At 65.0% G+C, this 23,501-nt stretch carries 19 protein-coding genes, 1 tRNA gene and 1 pseudogene; 7 read left to right on the forward strand and 14 right to left on the reverse strand.

Translation table 11 applies throughout. The features are described 5' to 3' along the window. Window positions 1–18: 18 nt before the first annotated feature. The 8 genes and pseudogenes from lon to M0765_RS25770 all read right to left on the reverse strand — a co-directional run bounded on the left by lon (window position 19) and on the right by M0765_RS25770 (window position 12,563). Entirely contained in the window at window positions 19–2,457 is a 2,439-nt protein-coding gene (lon, locus tag M0765_RS25735) for an endopeptidase La (RefSeq protein WP_258506861.1), read from the reverse strand. Between the two features lie 130 nt (window positions 2,458–2,587). Further along, complete coding sequence (gene clpX / locus M0765_RS25740) at window positions 2,588–3,883, reverse strand: ATP-dependent Clp protease ATP-binding subunit ClpX (protein ID WP_258506862.1); 1,296 nt, start codon at window positions 3,881–3,883, stop codon at window positions 2,588–2,590. An 89-nt stretch (window positions 3,884–3,972) separates the two neighbouring features. Next, on the reverse strand, window positions 3,973–4,581 hold the full coding sequence (gene clpP / locus M0765_RS25745) for an ATP-dependent Clp endopeptidase proteolytic subunit ClpP (RefSeq protein WP_126749561.1): 609 nt from the start codon (window positions 4,579–4,581) through the stop codon (window positions 3,973–3,975). Window positions 4,582–4,705: 124 nt separating this feature from the next. Continuing rightward, complete coding sequence (gene tig, locus M0765_RS25750) at window positions 4,706–6,022, reverse strand: trigger factor (RefSeq protein WP_126749560.1); 1,317 nt, start codon at window positions 6,020–6,022, stop codon at window positions 4,706–4,708. A gap of 26 nt (window positions 6,023–6,048) precedes the next feature. Next, window positions 6,049–6,135: transfer RNA gene (locus tag M0765_RS25755), tRNA-Leu, on the reverse strand. Window positions 6,136–6,257: 122 nt separating this feature from the next. Beyond that, window positions 6,258–9,413 carry an efflux RND transporter permease subunit gene (locus M0765_RS25760; protein WP_258506864.1) on the reverse strand — a complete coding sequence of 1,052 codons (3,156 nt, stop codon included), beginning with the start codon at window positions 9,411–9,413 and terminating at the stop codon, window positions 6,258–6,260. Further along, window positions 9,410–10,609: an efflux RND transporter periplasmic adaptor subunit gene (locus tag M0765_RS25765; RefSeq protein WP_258506866.1), complete on the reverse strand. Its 1,200-nt coding sequence runs from the start codon at window positions 10,607–10,609 to the stop codon at window positions 9,410–9,412. Before M0765_RS25765 ends, M0765_RS25760 begins: the two co-directional genes overlap by 4 nt. Before the next feature lie 110 nt (window positions 10,610–10,719). Beyond that, window positions 10,720–12,563 (reverse strand): annotated as a pseudogene (locus M0765_RS25770) (potassium transporter Kup). 150 nt (window positions 12,564–12,713) lie between these two features. On the opposite strand from M0765_RS25770, the gene hpnC reads away from it, so the two are divergent. The 6 genes from hpnC to M0765_RS25800 are packed head-to-tail and all read left to right on the forward strand — an operon-like array spanning window position 12,714 to window position 17,194. Continuing rightward, on the forward strand, window positions 12,714–13,625 hold the full coding sequence (gene hpnC / locus M0765_RS25775) for a squalene synthase HpnC (protein WP_258506868.1): 912 nt from the start codon (window positions 12,714–12,716) through the stop codon (window positions 13,623–13,625). Then, entirely contained in the window at window positions 13,622–14,461 is an 840-nt protein-coding gene (gene hpnD, locus M0765_RS25780; protein ID WP_258506869.1) for a presqualene diphosphate synthase HpnD, read from the forward strand. The genes hpnC and hpnD overlap by 4 nt, the downstream gene beginning before the upstream one ends. Before the next feature lie 11 nt (window positions 14,462–14,472). Beyond that, a complete protein-coding gene (locus M0765_RS25785) occupies window positions 14,473–15,288 on the forward strand; it encodes a hypothetical protein (RefSeq protein WP_258506870.1) in 816 nt (271 codons plus the stop codon). Continuing rightward, window positions 15,285–16,547: a hydroxysqualene dehydroxylase HpnE gene (gene hpnE / locus M0765_RS25790; RefSeq protein ID WP_258506873.1), complete on the forward strand. Its 1,263-nt coding sequence runs from the start codon at window positions 15,285–15,287 to the stop codon at window positions 16,545–16,547. Before M0765_RS25785 ends, hpnE begins: the two co-directional genes overlap by 4 nt. After that, on the forward strand, window positions 16,544–16,846 hold the full coding sequence (locus tag M0765_RS25795; protein ID WP_258506876.1) for a hypothetical protein: 303 nt from the start codon (window positions 16,544–16,546) through the stop codon (window positions 16,844–16,846). The genes hpnE and M0765_RS25795 overlap by 4 nt, the downstream gene beginning before the upstream one ends. 42 nt (window positions 16,847–16,888) lie before the next feature. Next, window positions 16,889–17,194: an NIPSNAP family protein gene (locus M0765_RS25800; protein ID WP_258506878.1), complete on the forward strand. Its 306-nt coding sequence runs from the start codon at window positions 16,889–16,891 to the stop codon at window positions 17,192–17,194. 18 nt (window positions 17,195–17,212) lie between these two features. Here the strand turns inward: M0765_RS25800 and M0765_RS25805 are convergent, their stop codons facing one another. Further along, a complete protein-coding gene (locus M0765_RS25805) occupies window positions 17,213–17,944 on the reverse strand; it encodes an HAD family hydrolase (RefSeq protein ID WP_258506880.1) in 732 nt (243 codons plus the stop codon). Window positions 17,945–17,959: 15 nt separating this feature from the next. On the opposite strand from M0765_RS25805, the gene hemH reads away from it, so the two are divergent. Further along, entirely contained in the window at window positions 17,960–18,994 is a 1,035-nt protein-coding gene (gene hemH, locus M0765_RS25810; protein ID WP_258506892.1) for a ferrochelatase, read from the forward strand. 28 nt (window positions 18,995–19,022) lie between these two features. On the opposite strand, the gene M0765_RS25815 is transcribed toward hemH, so the two are convergent. The 5 genes from M0765_RS25815 to M0765_RS25835 form a co-directional block, all read right to left on the reverse strand. After that, window positions 19,023–19,529, reverse strand: a complete 507-nt coding sequence (locus M0765_RS25815; protein WP_258506893.1) for a DUF1993 domain-containing protein — start codon at window positions 19,527–19,529, stop codon at window positions 19,023–19,025. A 52-nt stretch (window positions 19,530–19,581) separates the two neighbouring features. Next, window positions 19,582–20,472 carry an alpha/beta fold hydrolase gene (locus tag M0765_RS25820; RefSeq protein ID WP_258506896.1) on the reverse strand — a complete coding sequence of 297 codons (891 nt, stop codon included), beginning with the start codon at window positions 20,470–20,472 and terminating at the stop codon, window positions 19,582–19,584. Beyond that, complete coding sequence (locus M0765_RS25825) at window positions 20,469–21,536, reverse strand: branched-chain amino acid ABC transporter permease (protein ID WP_258506898.1); 1,068 nt, start codon at window positions 21,534–21,536, stop codon at window positions 20,469–20,471. The genes M0765_RS25820 and M0765_RS25825 overlap by 4 nt, the downstream gene beginning before the upstream one ends. Before the next feature lie 13 nt (window positions 21,537–21,549). Beyond that, window positions 21,550–22,533: a branched-chain amino acid ABC transporter permease gene (locus tag M0765_RS25830; RefSeq protein ID WP_258506899.1), complete on the reverse strand. Its 984-nt coding sequence runs from the start codon at window positions 22,531–22,533 to the stop codon at window positions 21,550–21,552. A 144-nt stretch (window positions 22,534–22,677) separates the two neighbouring features. Next, window positions 22,678–23,406 carry an ABC transporter ATP-binding protein gene (locus M0765_RS25835; RefSeq protein WP_258506906.1) on the reverse strand — a complete coding sequence of 243 codons (729 nt, stop codon included), beginning with the start codon at window positions 23,404–23,406 and terminating at the stop codon, window positions 22,678–22,680. Window positions 23,407–23,501: the final 95 nt, after the last annotated feature.

The raw sequence follows: 23,501 nt of genomic DNA on the forward strand, positions 1-23,501 counted from the left end.
CCCGGCAAGTTTTGCCGATCAATGTTTGACAGAACCTTCTGAAGCCCGGGCTTCGCGCTGCTTGGCCAACTCGGCCACCGCAGCGGCGGAAGCCGCAACTTCTTCGTCGGACAGCGGCTCCGGCATTTTCTCGAGCGCGATTTCCAGGACCTTGTCGATCCACTTCACAGGCACGATCTCGAGGCCGTTCTTCACGTTCTCGGGAATGTCCTGCAGGTCTTTCGCGTTCTCTTCGGGAATGAGCACGGTCTTGATGCCGCCGCGCAATGCCGCCAGCAGCTTTTCCTTCAACCCGCCGATGGCCGTAACCTCGCCTCGCAGCGTGATCTCGCCGGTCATGGCAACGTCCGCACGCACGGGAATGCCCGTGAGCGCCGAGACGAAGGCCGTCGTCATGGCGGCACCCGCACTCGGCCCGTCCTTGGGCGTTGCGCCGTCGGGCACGTGGATGTGGATGTCGCGCTTCTCGAAGATCTCGTCCTTGATGCCCAGGCGGCGCGAGCGGCTGCGCACCACGGTGCGCGCGGCCTCGACCGATTCCTTCATCACGTCGCCGAGCGAACCCGTGCGGCTGATCACGCCCTTGCCGGGCATGGTGACGGCTTCGATGGTGAGCAGGTCGCCGCCGACTTCGGTCCACGCGAGGCCGACCACCTGCCCGACCTGGTTCTGCTTCTCGGCCAGGCCGAAGCTGTACTTGCGCACACCGAGGAAGTCGTTGAGGTTGGCACCGTCGACCGTGACCTTGGGCGTGAGCTGCTTGAGCAGGAGGCCCTTCACCACCTTGCGGCAGATCTTGGAGAGCTCGCGCTCCAGCGAACGCACACCGGCTTCACGCGTGTAGTAGCGCACGATGTCGCGCACGGCCTCTTCGGTGACGAGCAGCTCGTCTTCCTTCACGCCGTTGTTCTTCATCTGCTTGGGCAGCAGGTACTTGATCGCGATGTTGGTCTTCTCGTCCTCGGTGTAGCCCGAGAGGCGAATGACTTCCATCCGGTCGAGCAGCGCCGGCGGGATGTTCATCGAGTTCGACGTAGCCACGAACATCACGTCGGAAAGGTCGAAGTCGACCTCGACGTAGTGGTCGCCGAAGGTGTGGTTCTGTTCCGGGTCGAGCACTTCGAGCAATGCGCTCGACGGGTCGCCGCGGAAGTCGGTCCCCAGCTTGTCGATCTCGTCGAGCAGGAACAGCGGGTTGCGCGTGCCGATCTTGCTCAGCCCCTGCAGCACCTTGCCCGGCAGCGCGCCGATGTAGGTGCGGCGGTGGCCGCGAATCTCGGCTTCGTCGCGCATGCCGCCGAGCGCCATGCGGGTGTACTTGCGGCCGGTCGCCTTGGCGATCGACTGCCCGAGCGAGGTCTTGCCCACACCCGGAGGGCCCACCAGGCACAGGATGGGCGCCTTGACCTTGTCGACACGCTGCTGCACCGCGAGATATTCAAGGATGCGGTCCTTGACCTTTTCGAGGCCGTAGTGGTCGGCATTGAGCACCGCCTCGGCATTGGCCAGGTCGTGCTTGATCTTGGTCTTCTTGCTCCACGGCAAGCCCACCAGTACGTCGATGTAGTTGCGCACCACGGTCGCTTCGGCCGACATGGGCGACATGAGCTTGAGCTTCTTGAGCTCGCCCTCGGCCTTCTTCAGCGCGTCCTTGGGCATCTTGGCGAGCTTGATCTTCTTCTCGATCTCCTCGATGTCCGCGCCCTCTTCGCCTTCGCCGAGCTCCTTCTGGATCGCCTTGACCTGCTCGTTGAGGTAGAAGTCGCGCTGGTTCTTTTCCATCTGGCGCTTCACGCGCCCGCGGATCTTCTTGTCGACATTGAGGATGTCGACCTCGCGTTCGAGCTGGCCGAACAGGTTTTCGAGGCGCGACTTCACGTCGTCCAGGTCGAGCACGGCCTGCTTGTTGTCAAGCTTGAGCGGCAGGTGCGCCGCAATGGTGTCGGCCAGGCGGCCCGGATCGTCGATGCTCGAGATCGAGGTGAGGATCTCGGGCGGAATCTTCTTGTTCAGCTTGACGTACTGGTCGAACTGCTGCATCACGGCACGGCGCAGCGCCTCGACCTCGGTGCCCTTTTCGCCGCCCTCGGGTGCCTCGACGGGCGTCACGTTGGCCGTGAAGTGGGTTTCACCGTCGTCGATGCGGTTCACGCGCGCACGCTGCTGGCCCTCGACCAGCACCTTCACGGTGCCGTCGGGCAGCTTGAGCATCTGCAAAATGGTGGAGACGCAGCCGACCTCGAACATGTCCTCGACCGAGGGCTCGTCCTTGGCGGCGGCTTTCTGCGCCACCAGCATGATGCGGCGTTCGGCCTCCATGGCCAGCTCGAGCGCCTTGATGCTCTTGGGGCGCCCCACGAACAGCGGGATCACCATGTGGGGGAACACGACGACATCGCGCAGCGGCAGCAGCGGCAGGTCGATCGCGTCGGCAGGCAGGGGGGTATGACCGGACATGAATATCCTTTGATTGATCAGGCAAAGATGGATGGGTGTTGGGGCATTTCAAGCCCGCGCACCCGGTCTTTGTCGAAGGCGCCGGAAGCTTTGGTGAAAAGAGCCGGCGCCGCGTTCATTCAAGCCTCGCTCAAGCCTTCTTGGCCGCTTCTCGGTACACGAGCAGCGGCGGCTTGTTTTCATCAATTGTGGATTCTTCGACCACAACCTTGTCGACGTTGGTGGCATTCGGGAGCTCGAACATGGTGTCGATGAGCGACTGTTCGAGGATCGAACGCAAGCCCCGTGCCCCGGTCTTGCGCGCCAGCGCCTTGCGGGCAATGGCCTTCAGCGCCGCGGGTCGGATCTCGAGGTCGACACCTTCCATTTGCAGCAGCTTGGTGAACTGCTTGACCACCGCGTTCTTGGGCTCCGTCAGAATCTGCACCAGGGCGTCTTCGCTCAGCTCAGCAAGCGACGCCACCACAGGCATACGGCCGACGAGCTCGGGAATCAGGCCGAACTTGATCAGGTCTTCGGGCTCGACTTCGCGGAACACCTCGGTGATGCTGCGCTGCGCCTTGCTCTTGACCGAAGCGCCGAAGCCGATGCCCGAAGCCTCGGTGCGGTTTTCAATGACCTTCTCGAGGCCGGCAAACGCGCCGCCGCAGATGAACAGGATGTTGGTCGTGTCGATCTGCAGGAAGTCCTGGTTCGGGTGCTTGCGTCCGCCCTGGGGCGGCACGCTGGCCATGGTGCCTTCGATGAGCTTCAGCAGCGCCTGCTGCACGCCCTCGCCCGACACGTCGCGCGTGATCGAAGGGTTGTCAGACTTGCGCGAGATCTTGTCGATTTCGTCGATGTAGACGATGCCGCGCTGGGCGCGCTCGACCTCGTAGTTGCAGCTCTGCAGCAGCTTCTGGATGATGTTCTCGACGTCTTCGCCCACATAGCCCGCTTCCGTGAGCGTGGTGGCGTCGGCCATGACAAAGGGCACGTCGAGCATGCGCGCCAGGGTTTGCGCAAGCAGGGTCTTGCCCGAGCCCGTGGGGCCAATCAACAGGATGTTGCTCTTGCTGAGCTCGACGTCCTCGCCCTTGGCCTTTTCCTTGTGGCGCAGGCGCTTGTAGTGGTTGTAGACCGCCACCGACAGCATGCGCTTGGCCGGCTCTTGGCCGATCACGTAGTTGTCGAGGTTGGTCTTGATCTCCAGCGGCGTGGGCAGGTCGCTGCGCGCCTCGCGCGCCTCTTCACCGGCCGGGAGCTCGTCGCGGATGATTTCGTTGCAAAGGTCGATGCACTCGTCGCAAATGAAGACCGAAGGGCCCGCGATCAGCTTTTTGACCTCATGCTGGCTCTTGCCGCAGAACGAGCAATAAAGCGTTTTTTCGCTGGAAGAGCCTTTTTTTCGGCCATGGACAGGTGCCTCGTTAACGGGGTAGGACAATGATAACTAAACAAAAACGGCGTTTCCCGTGGGGAAAACGCCGTCTTTGCCTTTTTGGCGCCACCGGCGCCGCGGCGCGGGCTGGTTGATCAGCTGCGCTTTGCAATGACCTGGTCGACCAGGCCGTATTCCTTGGCTTCGTCGGCGGTCAGGAAATAGTCGCGTTCGGTGTCCGACTTGACTTTTTCCAGCGGCTGGCCCGTGCGCTCGGCCAGGATGCGGTTCATCTGGTCCTTGGTGCGCAGGATGTCGCGGGCATGAATTTCGATGTCCGTAGCCTGGCCGCGAGCGCCGCCGAGCACCTGGTGGATCATGATCTTCGAATTGGGCAGCGAGAAGCGCTTGCCCTTTTCGCCGGCCGCCAGCAAAAAGGCGCCCATGCTGGCCGCAAAGCCGATGCACATCGTGGAAACGTCGGGCTTGATGAACTGCATGGTGTCGTAAATGGCCATGCCGGCGCTCACGCTGCCGCCCGGAGAATTGATATAGAACGAAATGTCCTTGTCCGGATTCTCGCTCTCGAGGAACAGCAGCTGCGCCACCACGAGATTGGCGGTCTGGTCGTTCACTTCGCCCACCAGGAAAATGATGCGCTCCTTGAGGAGACGCGAATAAATGTCGTAAGACCGCTCGCCGCGACCCGACTGCTCGATGACCATCGGGATCATGCCGAGGGCCTTAATATCCTGTGCGCTCATTGATTTGCTCTCCGGAAAAGGGTTCGTTCGCTGTTCGAATTTAACTGTACGCCTGAGTGAAATGGGGCTCGTGCCGTAAAGCACAAGCCCCATTGGCGTTGCGGGCGGCGGCGCAGGCCGGCGCTCAGCCTTGCTGCTGAGCCATCAACTCGTCGAACGAAACCGACTTTTCGTTGACCTTGGCCTTGCTGAGCACGAATTCAGTCACGTTGTTCTCGATGACGACTGCCTCGACCTCGGCCAGGCGGTTGTTGTCGCTGAAATACCAGCGCACGACGTCGGCCGGCTTTTCGTAGCTGGCAGCCAGCTCGTCGATGTGGGCCTTGATCTGCTCGGGCTTGGCCTGCAGGTTGTTGGCACGCACCAGTTCGGCCACTACCAGGCCCAGGCGCACGCGGCGCTCGGCTTGCGGGCGGAACACTTCTTCGGGAATCGGCGCCTTGTCGGCATCCTTGATGCCACGCTGCTTGAGCTCGGCGCGGGCGCCTTCGATCATGCGGTTCACCTCGGACTGCACGCTGGCGTTGGGCAGGTCGAGCTCGGCGTTGGCCACCAGCGCGTCCATCACGGCGTTCTTGTTGCGGGCCAGCAGGCGGAATTTCACTTCGCGCTCGAGGTTCTTCTTGATGTCGGCGCGCAGGCCTTCGACCGTGGCTTCGGCAATGCCGAGCGACTTGGCGAGCTGTTCGTTGACTTCAGGCAGGTGCGAAGCCTCGATCTTCTTCACGGTGACCATGAAGTCGGCTTGTTTGCCGGCCACGTCCTTGCCGTGGTAGTCCGCCGGGAACGACAGCGGGAAGGTGCGGCTGTCGCCGGACTTCATGCCGCGCACGGCGTCTTCGAATTCCTTCAGCATCTGGCCTTCGCCGACGATGAACTGGAAGTCTTCGGCCTTGCCGCCCTGGAAGGTCTCGCCGTCGATCTTGCCTTCGAAGTCGACCGTCACGCGGTCGTTGTCTTGTGCGACGGCGTCTTGCGCGCGCTGCGCGAAGGTGCGGCGCTGCTTGCGCAGGATGTCGAGCGTCTTGTCGATGGCGTCGTCACCCACTTCGGCCGAGAGCTTCTCGACTTCGGCGCCCGACAGGTCCTTGATCTTGACTTCGGGGAACACCTCGAACACCGCGTCGAAGGCGAGCTGGCCTTCGGGCGACTCTTCCTTCTCGGTGATGCGGGGCTGGCCGGCCACGCGCAGCTTGGCCTCGTTGGCGGCTTGCGAGAAGGCTTCACCGACCTTGTCGTTCATGACTTCGTAGTGCACCGAGTAACCGTAGCGCTGGGCCACGACATTCATTGGCACCTTGCCCGGACGGAAGCCATCCATCTTGACGGTGCGCGCGAGCTTCTTGAGGCGCGAATCGACTTCGGACTGGATGGTGCCGACCGGCAGGGTCAGCGTGATCTTGCGTTCGAGCTTCTCGAGAGTTTCAACGGTCACGGTCATGGTGTCTTCCTTGTGAGGGGTGTGGCTGGTGCGCGGGGCCGGACTCGAACCGGCACGTTCTTGCGAACGTCAGGACCTAAACCTGGTGCGTCTACCAATTTCGCCACCCGCGCTTGCCAAATTTTTCAGGTGAATGCAAAGGCGGACGGCCTTGGTGCCACAGGCATTCGATATCGTCGATATCGAATACCCGCCGCCCAAAGACCGTCCGCCTGAAATCGGTCAACCGCGTATTTTAAGCGCTAATCAGACCCTCTTTCGGCTCCCGCTTGACGCGGAATGCAGCGGCGTACATTGCCGGCAGCGCCAGCAGGGTCAATACGGTGGCCACGATCAGCCCGCCCATGATGGCAACCGCCATCGGCCCCCAGAACACGCTTCGCGAGAGCGGAATCATCGCCAGCACCGCCGCCGCCGCGGTCAGCACGATGGGGCGCAGGCGCCGCACCGCCGACTCGACGATGGCGTCCCAGGCGGGCACGCCCGCCGCGCGGTCGCTCTCGATCTGGTCGATCAGGATCACCGCGTTGCGCTGGATCATGCCCATGAGCGCAATCACACCCAGCAGCGCGACGAAGCCGAACGGCCGGTTCAGCAGCAGCAGCGCCCCGGCAACGCCGGCGATGCCCATGGGACCGGTAATGAACACCAGCAGCGAGCGGCTGAAGCTGTGCAGCTGCAGCATCAGCAGCGTGAACACCAGGAACAGCATGATCGGCACGCCCGCCACGATGGAAGCCGAGCCCTTGCTGCTTTCCTCCACGGCGCCCGCCACCTCGATGCGGTAGGCGCCCTCGCCCGCTGCATGCCAGCCGGCTTCGAGCTTGCGCAGTTGCGGGAGCAACTGCTCGGTGACCGTGGCGCCCTGCAGCCCTTCGACCACGTCGCCCTGCACCGTAATGGCGTAGTCGCGGTTCTCGCGCCACATCACGCCCGGCTCCCAGGTGAAGACCGGCCGGGCAATCTGCGTGAGCGGAATCGAACGCCCGGACGTCGTAGGCAGATAGGCGTTGCCGATGTCCGAAATGGCCTCGCGCTCGTCGGCCGACTGGCGCAGCACGATGTCGATCAGCAGGTCGTTCTCGCGGTACTGGCCCACCGTGGTGCCAGAGAACATCGTCTTGGAAGCCTGGGCAATTGCCTGGCTGGTCACGCCGAGCGCGCGCGCCTTGGCCTGGTCGACCTCAAGGCGAATCACCTTGACCGACTCGTTCCAGTTGTCGTTCACGCCGCGCATGTTGGCGTTCTCACGCAGCACGGCCTTCACCTCGTCGGCATGCGCGCGCAGCTGGGCGGGGTCGGTGCCGATCACGCGGAACTGCACCGGATACGGCACCGGCGGCCCATTGGGCAGCAGCTTCACGCGGCCGCGCACTTCCGGAAACTCCTCCGCCAGCAGCGCGGGCAGCTTGATGCGCAGGCTTTCGCGCACCTTCAGGTCCTTGGCCAGCACAATGAGCTGCGACACGTTGGTCTGCGGAAACACCTGGTCCAGCGGCAGGTAGAAGCGCGGCACGCCGGAGCCGATCCAGGTGCTGACCGTCTTCACGCCCTCTTCCTTCATGATGCGCTGCTCGACGCGCTTGGCGACCTCTTCGTTCGCGGGGAACGAGGTGCCCTCCGGGAACCAGATGTCCACCATGATCTCGGGCCGGCTCGAATCCGGGAAGAACTGCTGCTGCACCTTGCCCATGCCGACGATGCCCAGCGCAAAGATCAGCACCGTGGCGCCGATGGTCAGCCAGCGGTGCTGCACGCACCAGTTCACCGTGCGGCGAAAGCTGTTGTAGAACCGGGTGTCGAACAGCTCATGCGGCGGCGCATCCGGGTCGTGCGGCTTGACCTTGAGCAGCAGCGTGCCCAGGTAAGGCACGAAGTACACCGACACGATCCACGACAGCACCAGCGCAATGACGGTCACCGCGAAGATGGCGAAGGTGTATTCACCCGTCACCGACTTGGCAATGCCGATGGGCAGGAAGCCCGCGGCGGTGATGAGCGTGCCGGTGAGCATGGGCTTGGCGGTGACGTCGTAGGCAAAGGTGGCGGCACGCACCTTGTCGTAGCCCTCTTCCATCTTCCGCACCATCATCTCGACCGCGATGATCGCGTCGTCCACCAGGAGGCCCAGCGCAATGATCAGCGACCCCAGCGATATCTTGTGCAGCCCGATGCCGAAGTAGTTCATGGCCAGGAACGTGACGGCCAGCACCAGCGGAATGGTGATGGCCACCACCAGCCCCGGGCGGATGTCGATGTACCAGCCCAGGCGCCCGCCCTTGTGCAGGCCGAGCGAGATGATGCTCACGGCCAGCACGATGGCCACGGCCTCGATCAGCACGCCGACGAATTCATTGACCGAGCTGGCCACCGACACCGGCTGGTCCTGCACCTGCGCCAGCTTCACGCCGGCCGGCAGGCGCTGGTCGATCTGCTTGGTGGTGGCGCGCAACGCCTCGCCCAGCGCGATGATGTCGCCGCCCTTGGTCATCGAGACGCCCAGCGCAATGACTTCCTTGCCCTGGTGATGCACCTTTACGGCCGGCGGGTCGACATAACCGCGGCGAATTTCGGCGATGTCGCCGAGCTTCAGCTGGTTGCCCGAGCTGCCGCGGATCGGCATTTCGCGCAGTTGCTCCACGCTGGTGAACTGCCCCGCCACGCGCACCTGCACCACGTCGAGCGGCGACTGGATCGTGCCCGCGCTTTCCACCGCGTTTTGCGAACCGAGCTGCGCGAGCACGGCGTTGAAGTCGAGTCCTAGCTGCGCCACGCGCTTCTGCGAAATCTCGACGTACACCTTTTCGTCTTGCACGCCGAACTGGTCGACTTTGGCAACGTCTTTCACGCGCAGCAATTGCTGGCGCACTTCGTCGGCCAGGGTCTTGAGCTCGGCGTAGCTGAAGCCTTCGCTCTCCAGCGCGTAGATCACGCCATACACATCGCCGAAGTCGTCATTGAAGAACGGGCCCTGCACGCCCGGCGGCAGCGTGTTGCGCATGTCGCCGATCTTCTTGCGCACCGTGTACCAGACGTTGGCCACGTCGGCGGCCTTGGACGAATCCTTGATCTGGAAAATGATCTGCGACTCGCCAGGCTTCGAGTAGCTGCGGATCTTGTCGGCGTAGGGTGCCTCCTGCAGCGTGCGCTCGAGCTTGTCGGTGACTTGCTCGGCCACCTGCTGCGCCGTGGCGCCGGGCCAGTAGGTGCGCACCACCATGGCGCGGAAGGTGAACGGCGGGTCTTCGTCCTGTCCGAGCTCAAAGTAGGCAAAGGCCCCCAGCACCATCAGCACCACCATGAGGTAGCGCGTGAGCGGCGCGTGGTCCAGCGCCCATTTGGAGAGATTGAAGCCCGCGGGCTTGTCGGTGGTTGCTGCGCCTTCCGTCATTTGGAAGCACCTGCAGCGATCTCCTTCTTCGTGGCCGCAACCGGTTCGACGGGCTTCGCCGATTCGTTGGTATTGGCGTTGGCGGCCGCGGCTGCAGCCTCCTTCGACTGGTAGATGGTGACCTTCTGCCCCGGCGAAAGCACATGCACGCCCGCGGCGACGACCATCATGCCGGGAGCAAGTCCGCCGCCGATCACGGCCTCATTGCCGTCGGCCGTGGCAACCTGCACCGGCTGCGAGCGCACCGTCATCGTTGCCTTGTCCAGCACCCACACCGCGGTGCCCTTGCCCTCCTGGCGCAACGCGCTGGTCGGCAGCTTGATGACCGCGCCGCCCGCACGCGCCAACGCCTGCGGACGCGCATAGACCGTGGCGCCGAGCGCCGGCGAGGTTGCCGCATCGATCGATACCTTGACCGAGTAAGTGCGCGTCACCGCGTCGGCGCTGGCCGCCACTTCACGCACCTGGCCCTGCAGCTCGTTGCCGCCCGACCAGCCGCGCACCATGACCGGCGAGCCGGGCTTGATCAGCGCGGCCCGGTCTTCGGGCACCGCAAACACCACGTCGCGGGCGCCGTCCTGCGCGATGCGAACGACGGGCGTGCCGGCCTGCACCACCTGGCCCGGCTCGGCTTCAATGGCGGTGATGACGCCGGCCACGTCGGCCACCAAGGTGGTGTAGCTCGCCTGGTTACCTTGAGACGAAAGCTGCGCCTGCGCCTGCTCGAGCTGCGCCTGCGCGGCTTTCCAGGTGGACTCGCGGCGCTCGAGCTCGGCGCCGCTGATGAAGTTCTGCGCCCGCAATTCGGTATAGCGCTTGAGATCGGCCGCCGCGAGATCGCGGTTGGTCTGCGCCGCGGCCAACTGGGCGCGCGCCGCTTCGGCTGCGAGCCTGTAGTCCTGCGGATCGAGTTGCGCGAGCACTTGCCCCGCCTGCACGTGCTGGCCCAGTTCCGCCTGGCGCTTGATGATCTTGCCCGCCACGCGAAACCCCAAGCGCGATTCGACACGCGCCCGCACCTCGGCCGAGAATTCGGGCTGGGCGTCGAAGTCGCTGGTGCCGACGGTCACCAGCTTGACCGCGCGCACAGGTTCCTCGGCCGGCTTCGACTGCGAACAGCCGGCCAGGAACAAGGCGGGAAGCAGTAGCCAGGCGGCACCGCGGGCAAGAGGAGAGAGGCCGGAAGAGGCGGTCATGAGACACCCTAGAAAGGTCGAACCGGGTCAATTACTGACCCACCGGTTAGTAATCTAGGGTAAACCTTAAACACTGTCAATCGCGGCGTGACAGTCCGGCCAGCTTCGCCCTAGGTTCGCTGCCCCATTTCCACCAGCCGGTTGCCCGGAATCTCGAAATAGTCGGACGCGCGGCCCGCGTTGCGCTGCAGCCAACCGAAAAGCGCGCGCCGTACCGGGTTCATGCCCGGCAGGTTTTCTTCTCCGACCGAAGCGCGCGAAACGAAATAGGAGGTCTTCATCGAGTCGATGGCCAATGCCTTCTGGTAGGCGAGGATGCGGATGAATTCGGGCACGTCGGGTCGCTCCATGAAGCCGTGGCGCGCCGTCACCACCCAGATGCCTTCCATCAGGGATTCAGCCTCGATGCGCATGCGTGCCTCCACGCGAGGCGTGTCGCAGGCCAAGACCCGCAGCACGATCACCTGCTCGTGCAGCACCTGGTTGTGCTTGAGGTTGTGAAGCAAGGCGTGCGGCACCGAAGCCGCATCGGCATTCAGGAACACCGCCGTGCCGCTCACGCGATGCGGCATGTGCAGCGCCAGCGACTCGAAGAACGGCTTGAGCGGCAGGCTTTCGGCCGCTGCGGCTTCCAGCCCCAGCCGGCGCCCCTTGGCCCAGGTGGTGAAAAGCACCATCACACCGGCCGCCACCGCCAGCGTGAGCCAGCCGCCCTCGGCCACCTTGAGGCTGTTGGCCACCACGAAGGTCAGGTCGACCGCCGCAAAAGCCACAACGCCAAGCACAACCGCCACCCGGTTCCAGCGCCATAGCCCCCAGGCCACGATGCCGGCCAAGAGCGTGGTGGTCACCATCGTGATCGACACCGCAATGCCGTAGGCCGCCGACAACGCGCCCGAACTGCGAAAGCCCAGCACCAGCAACAGCACCCCCACCATCAGCAGCCAGTTGACCGTCGGCACATAGATCTGGCCGATGGCGGAGCCCGAGGTTTGCACCACCCGCATGCGCGGCAGGTAGCCCATGCGCATGGCGTGCGCCGTGAGGGAAAAGGCGCCCGAGATGACGGCCTGGGAGGCAATCACTGTCGCCATGGCAGCAAGCACCACCATCGGCACCACGCCCCATGAAGGAAAGAGCCGGAAGAACGGGTTGTCGACGGCCGCGGGGTTTGCCAGCACCAGCGCGCCCTGCCCGAAATAGTTCAGCACCAGGCCCGGCAGCGCAATGAAAAGCCACGCGAGACGGATCGGCCTGGCCCCGAAGTGCCCCATGTCCGCATACAGCGCCTCGCCGCCTGTGAAGGCAAGAAATACGGCGCCCAGAACCGCCAGCGACTGGACGCGATGCTCGACCAGGAAGCCCACGGCCCGCCCCGGGTGAAGCGCCGCCAGCACCTGCGGGTTCTGCAGCACCTGCCAGCCCCCGCGAGCGCGAGCACCAGAAACCACAGCAGCATGACGGGCCCGAAGACCTTGCCCACCGCGCCGGTCCCCTTGCGCTGCACCGCGAAGAGTCCGACCAGGATGACGATGGTGATCGGAATCACCGCCCGCTGCAGAACCGGCGCCTGCACTTCCAGCCCCTCGACCGCCGACAGCACCGAGATGGCCGGTGTGATCAGGGTGTCGCCATAGAACATGGCCGCTCCCAGCAGGCCGAAGATCCCGATGGCGTTCCACACCCATGGCCGGGCGCGGGGACCCGCCGTCGCGCTGCGCGCAAGCGCCTGCAGCGCGAGGATGCCGCCCTCGCCGTCGTGGTCGGCGCGCAGCACAAACACCACGTACTTGAGCGTCACCACGAACATCAGCCCCCAGAAAATGAGCGAGAGCAGGCCCAGCACCGCATCGGGCGTGAACGCCACGCCGTGCTCGGGGTTCAGCGTTTCCTTGAAGGCATAGAGCGGCGAAGTGCCGATGTCGCCGAACACCACGCCCAGCGCGGCAATCATCAGGCCGGGGCCTGCCGGATGAGGCGCCTCGCCGGGCGCTGGTGTCGGGGCAGAGGGAGCCGGTGCCGATGGATTCATGAAAGCAGGAACTTGGTGATGGCGACATCACGAGCATAGTCCGCGGCCTCGGTCGTCGCGGACAATCGCCGCGTGTCCGCACCATCCCATACTGCCGCCCCGCCGGCGCACTACGAAAACTTTCCCGTGGCCTCATGGCTGTGCCCGCCGCACCTGCGCGCGCCGATTGCCGCCATCTACCACTTCGCCCGGACCGCCGACGACATCGCCGACGAAGGCGACGCTTCGCCCGGCGAGCGGCTGGCCGACCTGCGCGCCTACCGCGAAGAGCTCCGCGCCGCCGCGCTCGGCAGCGTGCAGCCCTCCTCGCGCTGGCCCGAGGTGTTCGGCCCGCTCGCCTACAGCATCGCGCAGTTCGCATTGCCCGAAGACTTGCTGGCCGACCTGCTGAGCGCCTTCATCCAGGACATCGAGAAAACACGCGACGGCGGAACCTACGCCGACCGCGCCGAGCTGCTCGACTACTGCCGCCGCTCCGCCAATCCCGTCGGCCGCCTGCTGCTGCATCTGTATGGCGTAAACGATGCGCAGGCGCTGGCGCAGAGCGACGCCATCTGCAGCGCGCTGCAACTCATCAATTTCTGGCAGGACCCGCGCGTGGACCTGCCGCGCGGCCGCTTCTACTTTCCGCTCACCGATTGCGTCCGGCGCGGCTTCACGCGCGAGAGCTTCAAGGTCTTTGCGCCCCAGGCCGATGCGCCACCTCCTCAGGAAGCCATCAACCTCATCGCCGTCGAAAGCGCATGGGCGCGCGAACTGATGACACAGGGTGCACCGTTGGTCCACCGGCTGCCGGGCCGCGCCGGCTGGGAGCTGCGCTTCGTCGTGCAGGGCGGCCTCCGCATTCTCGACAAGATCGAAGACCTGGGCTTCGACACCTTTTCGCAGCGCCCCAAGATCGGCAAGACCGACGCCCCGCTGCTGGTCTGGCGGGCCCTGCGGATGCGGAGACAATTGCCGCCCATGAAAGCGCTCCCCCGATGACTCCCGAGCAATACGTACAAGACAAGGCCGCCGCTTCGGGCAGCAGTTTCTATTACGCCTTCCTGTTTCTGCCCAAGCCGCGCCGCGCCGCGATCACGGCGTTTTATGCGTTCTGCCGCGAGATCGACGACGTGGTCGACGAGGTCAGCGACCCCGGCGTGGCCGCGACAAAGCTCGCCTGGTGGCGCACCGAGGTGGCGCAGTCTTTCTCGGGCCCGCCGCGGCACCCCGTGATGCAGGCACTGGTGCCGCATGCCGCTGCCTACGGCATCGAGCCGCGGCAGCTCAACGAAGTGATCGATGGCTGCCAGATGGACCTCGACCAGACCCGGTACCTCGACTTTCCGGGCCTGGCGCGCTACTGCCACCTGGTGGCCGGCGTGGTCGGCGAGGTGGCCGCACGCATCTTCGGCCAGACCGATCCGCAGACCACCGCCTATGCGCACAAGCTCGGCCTGGCGCTGCAGCTCACCAACATCATTCGCGACGTGGGCGAAGACGCGCTGCGCGGGCGCATCTACCTGCCCGTGAACGAACTGCAGAAGTTCGACGTGAAGGCGCACGAAATTCTCAACCGCGTGCATTCGGAGCGCTTTGTCGAGCTGATGAAGTTCCAGGCCGAGCGCGCGCATGCGGCGTACGACGAAGCTCTCGCCCTCCTCCCCGCCGCGGACCGCCGCGCCCAGAAGCCTGGTCTCATGATGGCCAGCATCTACCGCACGCTGCTGCGCGAAATAGAGCGCGACAACTTCCAGGTGCTGAACCAACGCGTGAGCCTGACGCCGGTGCGCAAGTTCTGGCTGGCGTGGAAGGTTCAGGCGCTGGGGCGCATCTAGCAACCGCGCTCATGCCCGCCTCCCAACATTCGCACGTCGACCTGTTCAGGGCGATCCACGAATTCGACCCGGAAGCCGACCTGTTCCGGGAGTTGCTTCGCCCTTGGATAGACGAAGAGCGCGAATGGCTGACCGCTTTCGCACAACAGGCCTCGCCGGCCCCCATTGCTATAGAGGACTCCTGGCGCCTCTATGCACTCTCCAGAATCAACCAGGTCTTGTTGTTGGCTTTTCAGAAAGGAACACATGACAGCTGGGAAGGTCCGGCGCTCACGCTATCGGACTATCTGGCGTTCATGACCGGCATGGGGTGCCAGGTAGTCGAAGAGGCCGCCTATTCGCCCTTCTTTCATGAAATCGTCGAAGTCGTCGACGCCGACGGAACGCTGCCTCGCAAGGACTGCATCGATCTTGCCCGGGTGGATTGGCCGGCGCTGATGCTTGGATCCATGATGTTCTCGCGCGCAGGAGTCGCCGTATCGTGCATCCCCGGCATGTTGCAACCCGAGATCGCAACCTCTTCGACCCTGTATTGGGCGCATAGACGCAAGTTCCGCCCTACGGCGGACCTCGCGAACGGTTGGGGCTCCAATTCCCAATGGAGAACGCAGCTCAGGCGCGACTACATCGTGGGAGACAAGCTGCTCTTCAATGCGGATGGAAAGTACGATTTGAACCACCGCGCCTTGCAGCCACTCGAGGATGAACTGACAAGGTCCGAGCGCATCGAACTGCTTACACACGGCTGCTTCGTCAATTGCACCAAACCGCACGACGATCTGTCTCCCTACGGCGACCGCGTCCTGCTCCCGCGCGACTTTCAATGAAGACGATCGCCGTCATCGGCGCCGGCTGGGCCGGCCTCGCCTGCGCCGTCGAAGCCACGCGCCTCGGCCATGCCGTCACGCTCTACGAAGCCGCGCACATGGCGGGCGGCCGCGCGCGGCGGGTCGACAACATGCATGGGGTGGCGCTCGACAACGGGCAGCACATCCTCATCGGCGCCTACACCGCAACGCTGAAGCTCATGCGCGATGTGGGCGTCGATGCAAGCGCTGCGCTGCTGCGCATGCCGCTTTCGCTGCGCTTTGCCGACGGCGGCGGATTGAAGCTGCCGCGGCTGCCAGCGCCGCTCGATCTGCTGGCTGGCATCTTCAGCGCGCGCGGCTGGTCGTGGCGCGACAGATCCACCTTGCTGCGCACCGCCGTGCAGTGGCGCCTCGGCGGATTCCGCTGCGCGCCCGGCACTTCCGTTGGCGCGCTCTGCACCGGCCTTACGCCGCGCGTGATGCAGGAGCTGATCGAGCCGCTTTGCGTATCCGCCCTCAACACGCCGGTCGATCAATCGAGCGGAGAAGTGTTCTTGCGCGTGCTGCGCGACGCACTTTTCAGCGGCAGCGGCGGCGCCGACCTGCTGATTCCGCGTGTGGACCTGGGTGCGCTTTTTCCTGACGCGGCCTTGACGTGGCTCGCACAACACGGCGCCGCGCTGCGCATCGGCACGCGCGTGCGCGCCATCTCGCGTCAAGGCGAGCAATGGCGCGTGGACGATGAGGGCTTCGACCAGGTCGTGCTCGCCTGCGCACCGTGGGACGCGGCCCGGCTCGTGCGCGCATCCGGCCTGCCGGCAGAGCGCTGGTGCGAAACCACCGAGGCCTTGCGCTTCGAAGCCATTGCCACCGTTTATGTGCGCGGCGCCACACCCCTTGCAGAGCCGATGCTTGCGCTGCGCAGCCATCCCGCCACGGCACCGGCGCAGTTCGTGTTCGATCGCACGCAACTCGGCGGGCCGGAGGGCGTGCTTGCCATGGTCGTGAGCGCGAATGAAACTCCGCGTGAAGCGCTGGAGCATCAGGTGATGGCGCAGGCGGCCGCGCAGTTGGGACAAACCTCGTTGCAGCTCGTGCAGACCGTGGTCGAGAAGCGCGCCACCTTTGCCTGCACGCCGGCGCTCGTACGGCCGCCTGCGAAAATCGCCCCCGGCCTGCGGGCCTGCGGCGACTACACCGAAGGGCCCTACCCCGCCACGCTCGAAGGCGCGGTACTCAGCGGGCTCGCCGCCGCCAACGCCCTGAACACACCATGAACCACCTGCGTTATCTCGATTTCGACTACAGCGAAGACACCGAAGGCCACGGCACCTTCGATGCCATGGCGACGACGGTGCCCGCCAATACGCGCGAGGTGCTTGCAGAAGTTGCGCAGGTGCTGGCCTGGGCCAACGCCACCTTCCCCAATGCGCAAGGCGCCCTGGAAGACGGAGCCGCCTGGGACTTCGACCTGCAGCAGACGAGCGAAGCGCCGGAGCTCGACACCGTGACCTTCTCGCTCAGCGGCACCGCCGATTTCTGCACGGCGCTGCGCGAACAGTTCAAGCTGGACTGAATAAAGCCGATTGCCGATCCCCACTCGTTCACGGAAAGAACCATGGTCACCTGCTATCTCCGCTACATCGTCGATCCCTACAAGCTCAAGGAATTCGAGCACTACGGCAAGCTGTGGATTCCGTTGGTCGAGAAGTTCGGCGGGCAGCACCATGGCTACTTCCTGCCTTCGGAAGGCATCAACAATGTGGCGCTGGCGATGTTCAGCTTTCCGAGCCTGGCCGCCTACGAGCAATACCGCGCAGACTCGATGCAAGACCCCGAATGCCAGGCCGCCTTCAGGTACGCCGAAGACACCCGCTGCATCGTGAGCTACGAGCGCAGCTTCTTCCGGCCTGTGTTTTCGTAAGGCCGACGTTCACGGTGTTCAGGCGCCAAGCGCCACGCACAGCGCGTGCAGGTTCGGCACGATCAGCTGCGGCCGCGCGCCGTGCACCCAGGGACGCTCGTCGCGCACCAGCCAGGCCGCCTGCATGCCGGCGTTGAGCGCGCCCACCACGTCCAGCTCTGCGTCGTCGCCCACATGCAGCACGTCTTTCGGCAGCAGGCCGACCGAAGCGGCCGCGGCGCGGAAGATCGGTGCATGCGGCTTGCCGCTGCCAAATGCGCGTGCATTGAAGGCCGTGCGAAACCAGCGGCCCACGCCGGTCAGGTGAATGTCGGCGTTGCCGTTCGACACCGCCACCAGCGGGTAGCGTTCGCTCAGCCACTTGAGGGCGGGCAGCGCGTCTTCATACAGCGTCACGCGCTGTCGTTCGGCAAAGAAGGCGTCGAAGGCGGGGTCGGCCAACGCCGGGTCTTCGCCCGAGCGCTTCAGCGCCGTGCGAATCGATTCGCGGCGCAGCGCGCTCAGGTCGTGCGCCAGGTCTGAACGCTCCTTGGCGGTGGCTTCGCGCAGTTCGCGCAAGATGCCCGGCGTCAGCAGCAGCGATGCGGTCTTGGGTGCCTCGCGCAGCAGCCACTCCTGCAGCACCGTCTCGGCGCGCTCGATGGTCGGCCAGATCGGCCACAGGGTGTCGTCCAGGTCGAGCGAGATCGCGGCGATGCGCTTGATGTCGAGGGGCGCGGCGTTCGCAAGCGCCGTGGAAGCGGAGGTCATGCCCGAGAATATCGCATGCCTCAAGACAACACGAACGACAGTTCCATCGCCGGACGCACGGCCGTGCTCTGGTGCAACCTGGGCTCACCCGACGCGCCCACCGCGGCCGCCGTTCGGCCCTACCTTGCGGAGTTTCTCGGCGACCCGCGCGTGGTCGAGATTCCCAGGCTGGTGTGGGCGTTGATCCTGCACGGCATCATCCTTCGCGTGCGGCCCGCCAAGTCGGCCGCCAAGTACGCGAGCATCTGGATGCCGGAGGGCTCGCCGCTCAAGGTGTGGACGCAAAGGCAGGCCACGTTGCTTGCCGGCTGGCTCGGTGAACGCGGCCACCGTGTGACGGTGCGCGACGCCATGCGGTACGCCAGCCCGTCTATCGCCTCGCGACTCGATGCGCTGCAGGCCGAAGGCGTCACGCGTGTCTTGGTGCTGCAGGCCTATCCGCAGTATTCGGCCACCACCACGGCCAGCGTGATCGATGCGGTGAACGACTGGAGCCGCCGCCAGCGGCGCATTCCGGAGTTCCGCTTCGTCAACCAGTACCACGACGACCCGGCCTACATCGAGGCGCTTGCACTAAGTATCGAGCAGCACTGGAAGAAAGAAGGCCGCGGCGAAGTCTTGCTGATGAGCTTCCATGGCATTCCGGCGCGCAACATCGAACTCGGCGACCCCTACCAGGCGCAGTGCCTCGAAACCGCGCGCCTGCTTGGGGCACGGCTCGGCCTCTCCGCGGCCCAGCATCGCGTGACCTTCCAGTCGCGCTTCGGGCGCGCCAAATGGCTCGAGCCCTACACCGAGCCGACGTTGCGCGAGCTCGGCGCGAGCGGCGTGAAGCGCGTCGACGTGGTGTGTCCGGGCTTTCCGGCCGACTGCCTCGAAACGCTGGAAGAAATTGCCATGGAGGGCCGCGAAGCCTTCATGCATGCAGGCGGCGAGGCCTTCAGCTACATCCCGTGCCTGAACGACAGCCCCGCGTGGATCACCGCGCTGGCGGGTATTGCCGAACGCAACCTGGCGGGCTGGCCGACGCAGCGGCCCGCCGGCATCTGAGAACGCCGAAACTCAGGAAGGCCCGCGCCTAGAACTTGCCCAGGTAGTCCATCTTGCCGATCGGCATGCCCGTGTGGCGCAGCACGCCATAGGCCGTGGTCACGTGGAAGAAGAAGTTGGGCAGTGCGAACTGGAGCAGGTAGCGCTGAGCGGTGAAATGCGCTTCGCCTTCGCGGGCCTTGATGGTCACGGGGCGTTCTTCGTGGCCGTCGATCAGCGCGCGGTCTACGCTTGCGAGAAAGTCCTGCGTCTTCACGATGCGCGCCAGCAGCTCGTCGTAAGTCTTTTCCTCATCGGGAAAGCTCGGTGCCGTGATGCCGGCGATGCGGGCCACGCCGAGCTTCGAGGCATCGCTCGCGCGCTGGATCTGGCCGGCCAGCGTGAGCATGTCCGGCGCGAGCCTGGCATCCACCAGCGTTGCGGGATCGATGTCGTTGGCCTTGGCATGCGCCAGGCTCTTTTCGAGCAGATGGGTGAGCTGGCCGAGCCCGCGGGAGAAGACCGGCACGGAGAGGTCGTACATCGAAAGCGCCATGGCGTTAGTCCTTGTGGTTGGAATCGGCGGCGATTGTCTCGCCGACTCGCCACTAGCGGCCGGCGGCCCGAATAAACCCTTCGATGAGCTCCAGTTGTTCCGGCACGTTGAGCGCGGGTGCGTGGCCGCACCCCTGGATTTCGACCACTTGCAGCCGGCCCGAAATGCCCGGCCCTCTTTGCTGCATCTGTTGCGTGACCTCGGGCAGCACCAGGTCCGACTCGGCGCCGCGAAGGCACAGCACCGGTACGTCGATGACGTCGTAGTGCGGCCAGATCAGGTAGTCGTTGTCATGCGCGCTGAACTGCCGGACCATGGCCGGGTCGTAGTGCGGCGTCACGCGGCCGTCGGGCAGGCGGCGAGTAGAGCTCTCGGCAAGGCGGCGCCACTGCGCATCGCTGAGCCAGCCGAACGGCTTGTAGACAGTGCGAAAGAAAAGCTCGAGCTCGGCCACCGTGTCGAATGCGGGCGGCTCGCCGGCATAGGCACGGATGCGCTCGATGGCCGCCTGTGCAAGCTGAGGCGCGTTGTCGTTGAGCACCAGGCTCGCAATGCGCCCCCTCATCCGCGGCTCGAACAGGCCTGAAGCGCACACCGTGCCGATGGCGCCGCCCATGGAGGTGCCGACCCAGTGCACCCGGCCCAGGCGCAGCTCGTCGCACAGCGCGCCGGCAAGGCGCGCGTAGAACGAGAGCTGGTATTCCTCGTCCGGCAGCGGGCTCCATTGGCTCAGGCCCCGGCCGATGGTGTCGGGGCAGATCACGCGGAAGCCGCGCGCGGCAAAGTGCCGGGCCAGCTCGTCCATGTCGCGGCAGGTGCGTGCCAGGCCGTGCCACGCAATGATCACCGGCGCATCGGGCGCGCCCCAATCGAGCCAATGAATCTCGCGGCCCGCGAGCTGCGCATAGCGGGAGATGACCGGAACCGAAAGATCGTTGCTCATCGCGCAGCCCTCGCCCTGAGCTTGCCGACGATGCCGGTCGGAAAGTAATACACCGAGAGCACGAATAGCACGCCCAGCCACAGCAGCCAACGGTCGGGCGACAGCAGAGCGGCAAGCCAGGGCAGCCCGCTCGCGGCTTCGCTGCCCACGCGCAGCAGGTCTTGCAGGTAGCTTTGCGCCAGCACGAACAGCACCGCCCCGATGGCCGCGCCATACATGGTGCCCATGCCGCCGATCACCACGATCAGCAGCACGTCGATCATGATCTCGAAGCTCAGCGACGTGTCTGGCCCGTTGTAGCGCAGCCAGATGGCGAGCATCGCTCCGGCAAGAGTCGCGAAAAGCGCCGACAGCACGGCCGCCGTGGTGCGGTAAACCACCACGCGGTAGCCGATGGCCTCGGCACGAAACTCGTTCTCGCGGATGGCCTGTAGCACGCGGCCGAACGGCGAATTCACGATGCGCAGCAACGCCAGCAGCAGCACCACCGCGGCCACGAACAGCAGGTAGTAGCACAGCAGCCGGCCATCGAGCGAAACGCCGAGAAACGGCTCTTCGGAGAATTCGAAGCTAGGCGAAATCAGCTCGGGCAGCTTGAACGTCAGCCCGTCTTCGCCGCCTGTGAAGTCCGAGAGCTGCGAAGCCAGCGTCTGGAAGGCCGATGCCACCGCCAGCGTGATCATCGCGAAGAAAATGGCGCGCACCCGGAGCGAGAACAACCCGATGGCGAACGAGAGCACCAGCGAGATCGCGAGTGCGGCCCCAAGCCCGAGCAGCACCGCACCCCAGCTGGGCCCGAGCCGCGACGCCGAAATGGCGATGCCGTAGGCGCCGATGCCGAAGAACATGGTGTGCGCAAAGCTCACGATGCCGGTGTAGCCCAGCAGCAAGTCGAAGCTGGCCACCAGCACCACAAACACCAGGATCTTGGCCGCGACGCTGAGCGCCTTCACACCCGGAAAGATGAACGGCGCAAAAGCCAGTGCGATGAACAGTGCCACCAGCAGCAGCGCCAGCAGGCGGCTCCGGGGCATGTCGTTGGAGAGAAGTCGTTTCAGGAACATGGCGTCTTCTTTCTCAACGATTAGCCACGGGGTACACACCCTGCGGCCGCCACAGCAGCACCGCCACCATCAGCAAGATGCTCGCAAACTGCGTGAGCGTGGGCAGCAGAAAGCCGATGTAGTTGGTCATGAGGCCCACCAGCAGCGCGCCGATGAGCGCCCCGCCCGTCGAGCCCAGCCCGCCGATGATGATCACGATGAAGATCAGCACGTTGACCTGCGCGCCCATCTGCGGCACCAGGTTCTGCTGGAACAGCCCCCACATCACGCCGCCCAGGCCGGCCAGCGCGCTGCCCACCACAAACACGCCGACGAACAGCCGGCCAATGCGATAGCCGAGCGACTCGACCATCTCGCGGTCTTGCACGCCGGCACGAATCAACAGGCCGATCTTGGTGCGGCCGAGCGTCCATGCGAGCAGGCCGAACACCACCACGCCCACCGCCACCGCGAGCAGCCGGTACTTGCTGATGGCCGCATCGCCGATCAGCAGCGAGCCGCGCAGGGCTTCGGGCAGCGGCAGCGGCACCTGCGCGGGGCCCCAGATCACCTTGATCAGCTCCTCGCCGATGATCATGCCGCCCATGGTGATGAGGATCTGCTTCAGATGCTGGCCGTACACGGGCCGGACGATGAAGCGCTCGAACGCCAGCCCCACCGCGCCGGCCACCGCCATGGCGACCAGCATCGCGGGGAACACCGCGACGAGGTTGCGCCACAGCTCTTGCGAACCGGTCCAGTCGCCCATCAGGCCGAGCACGCTGCTCGCCACGAAGGCGCCGAGCGCAATGAACACGCCGTGGCCGAAGTTGAGCACGTCCATCAGGCCGAACACCAGCGTGAGGCCCGAGGCGATGATGAAGATGATCATGCCCATGGCCAGGCCCGCCACGGTGAGCGTGAGCCAGGTAGAGAAGGAGCCGGTGAGCGGCAGCGCTGCCAGCGCGAGGATGGGCGCGAGAAGCAGCGGCTTCCAGTCGAAGTCGAGTGCTTTCATGATCGCGCCTCCTCTTGCTCCTTCCCCCTCTGGGGGAAGGTTGGGATGGGGGCAGACGGCACTTGCAAGGCCGCGCTGTATCGAAGGCCGCGAGCCCCCACTCCAACCCTCCCCGGAAGGGGAGGGAGAAAAACGTTGAGTACTTCATAGAGCCAGTCCAAGCAGCGATTGCTGCAGTTGCGCATCCGCGGAGAACTCCGCCATGCCGCCGCTGTGCACCACGCGGCCGTTGTCCATCACCGCGACCGTGTCGCCCAGCCGCTGGGCGAAGTTGATGTTCTGCTCCACCAGCAGAATCGTCACGCCGCTGCGCTTGAGCTCGCCGAACGCGTCGATCATGTTGTTGATGATGGCCGGCGCGAGGCCCTTGCTGGGCTCGTCGACGATGAGCAGTTCGCGCGGTTCCACGATGGCGCGCGACACGGCCAGCATCTGCTTCTGCCCGCCCGAGAGCTTGCCGGCCGGATGGTTCCAGAACTTCTCGACCGCCGGAAAGAGCTTGAAGATCCACTTCAGGCGCGTGTCGTCCATCTGCTCGGCGTTCTTCGCACCGCGCGCGGCGAGCAGCATGTTCTCCTTCACCGTGAGGTCGGAGAAGATGCCCATGTTCTCGGGCACATAGGCAATGCCAAGCTCCGCGATCTGCGGCGTGTGCATGGCCGTGATGTCCTTGTCACCGAAGCGCACCCTGCCCTCCGACGCATGCCACAGGCCCATGATGGTTCGCAGCGTCGTCGTCTTGCCCGCGCCGTTGCGGCCCAGCAGCATGGTGAGCTGGCCTTTGGGCACTTTCAGGTCGACACCGTGGAGGATGTGATAAGCCCCGATGTGCGTTTGCACGCCTTCGAGGGTCAACAGGTTCTGAGTTGTCATCGGTCTTGCTCCTTCCCCTTCCGGGGAAGGTTGGGATGGGGGCATGCGGCGCTTGAAAGGCCGCGTCGGTTCGAAGGCCGCGAGCCCCCACCCCC

The sequence above is a fragment of the Variovorax sp. S12S4 genome, from assembly GCF_023195515.1.
GTDB lineage: Bacteria > Pseudomonadota > Gammaproteobacteria > Burkholderiales > Burkholderiaceae_C > Variovorax.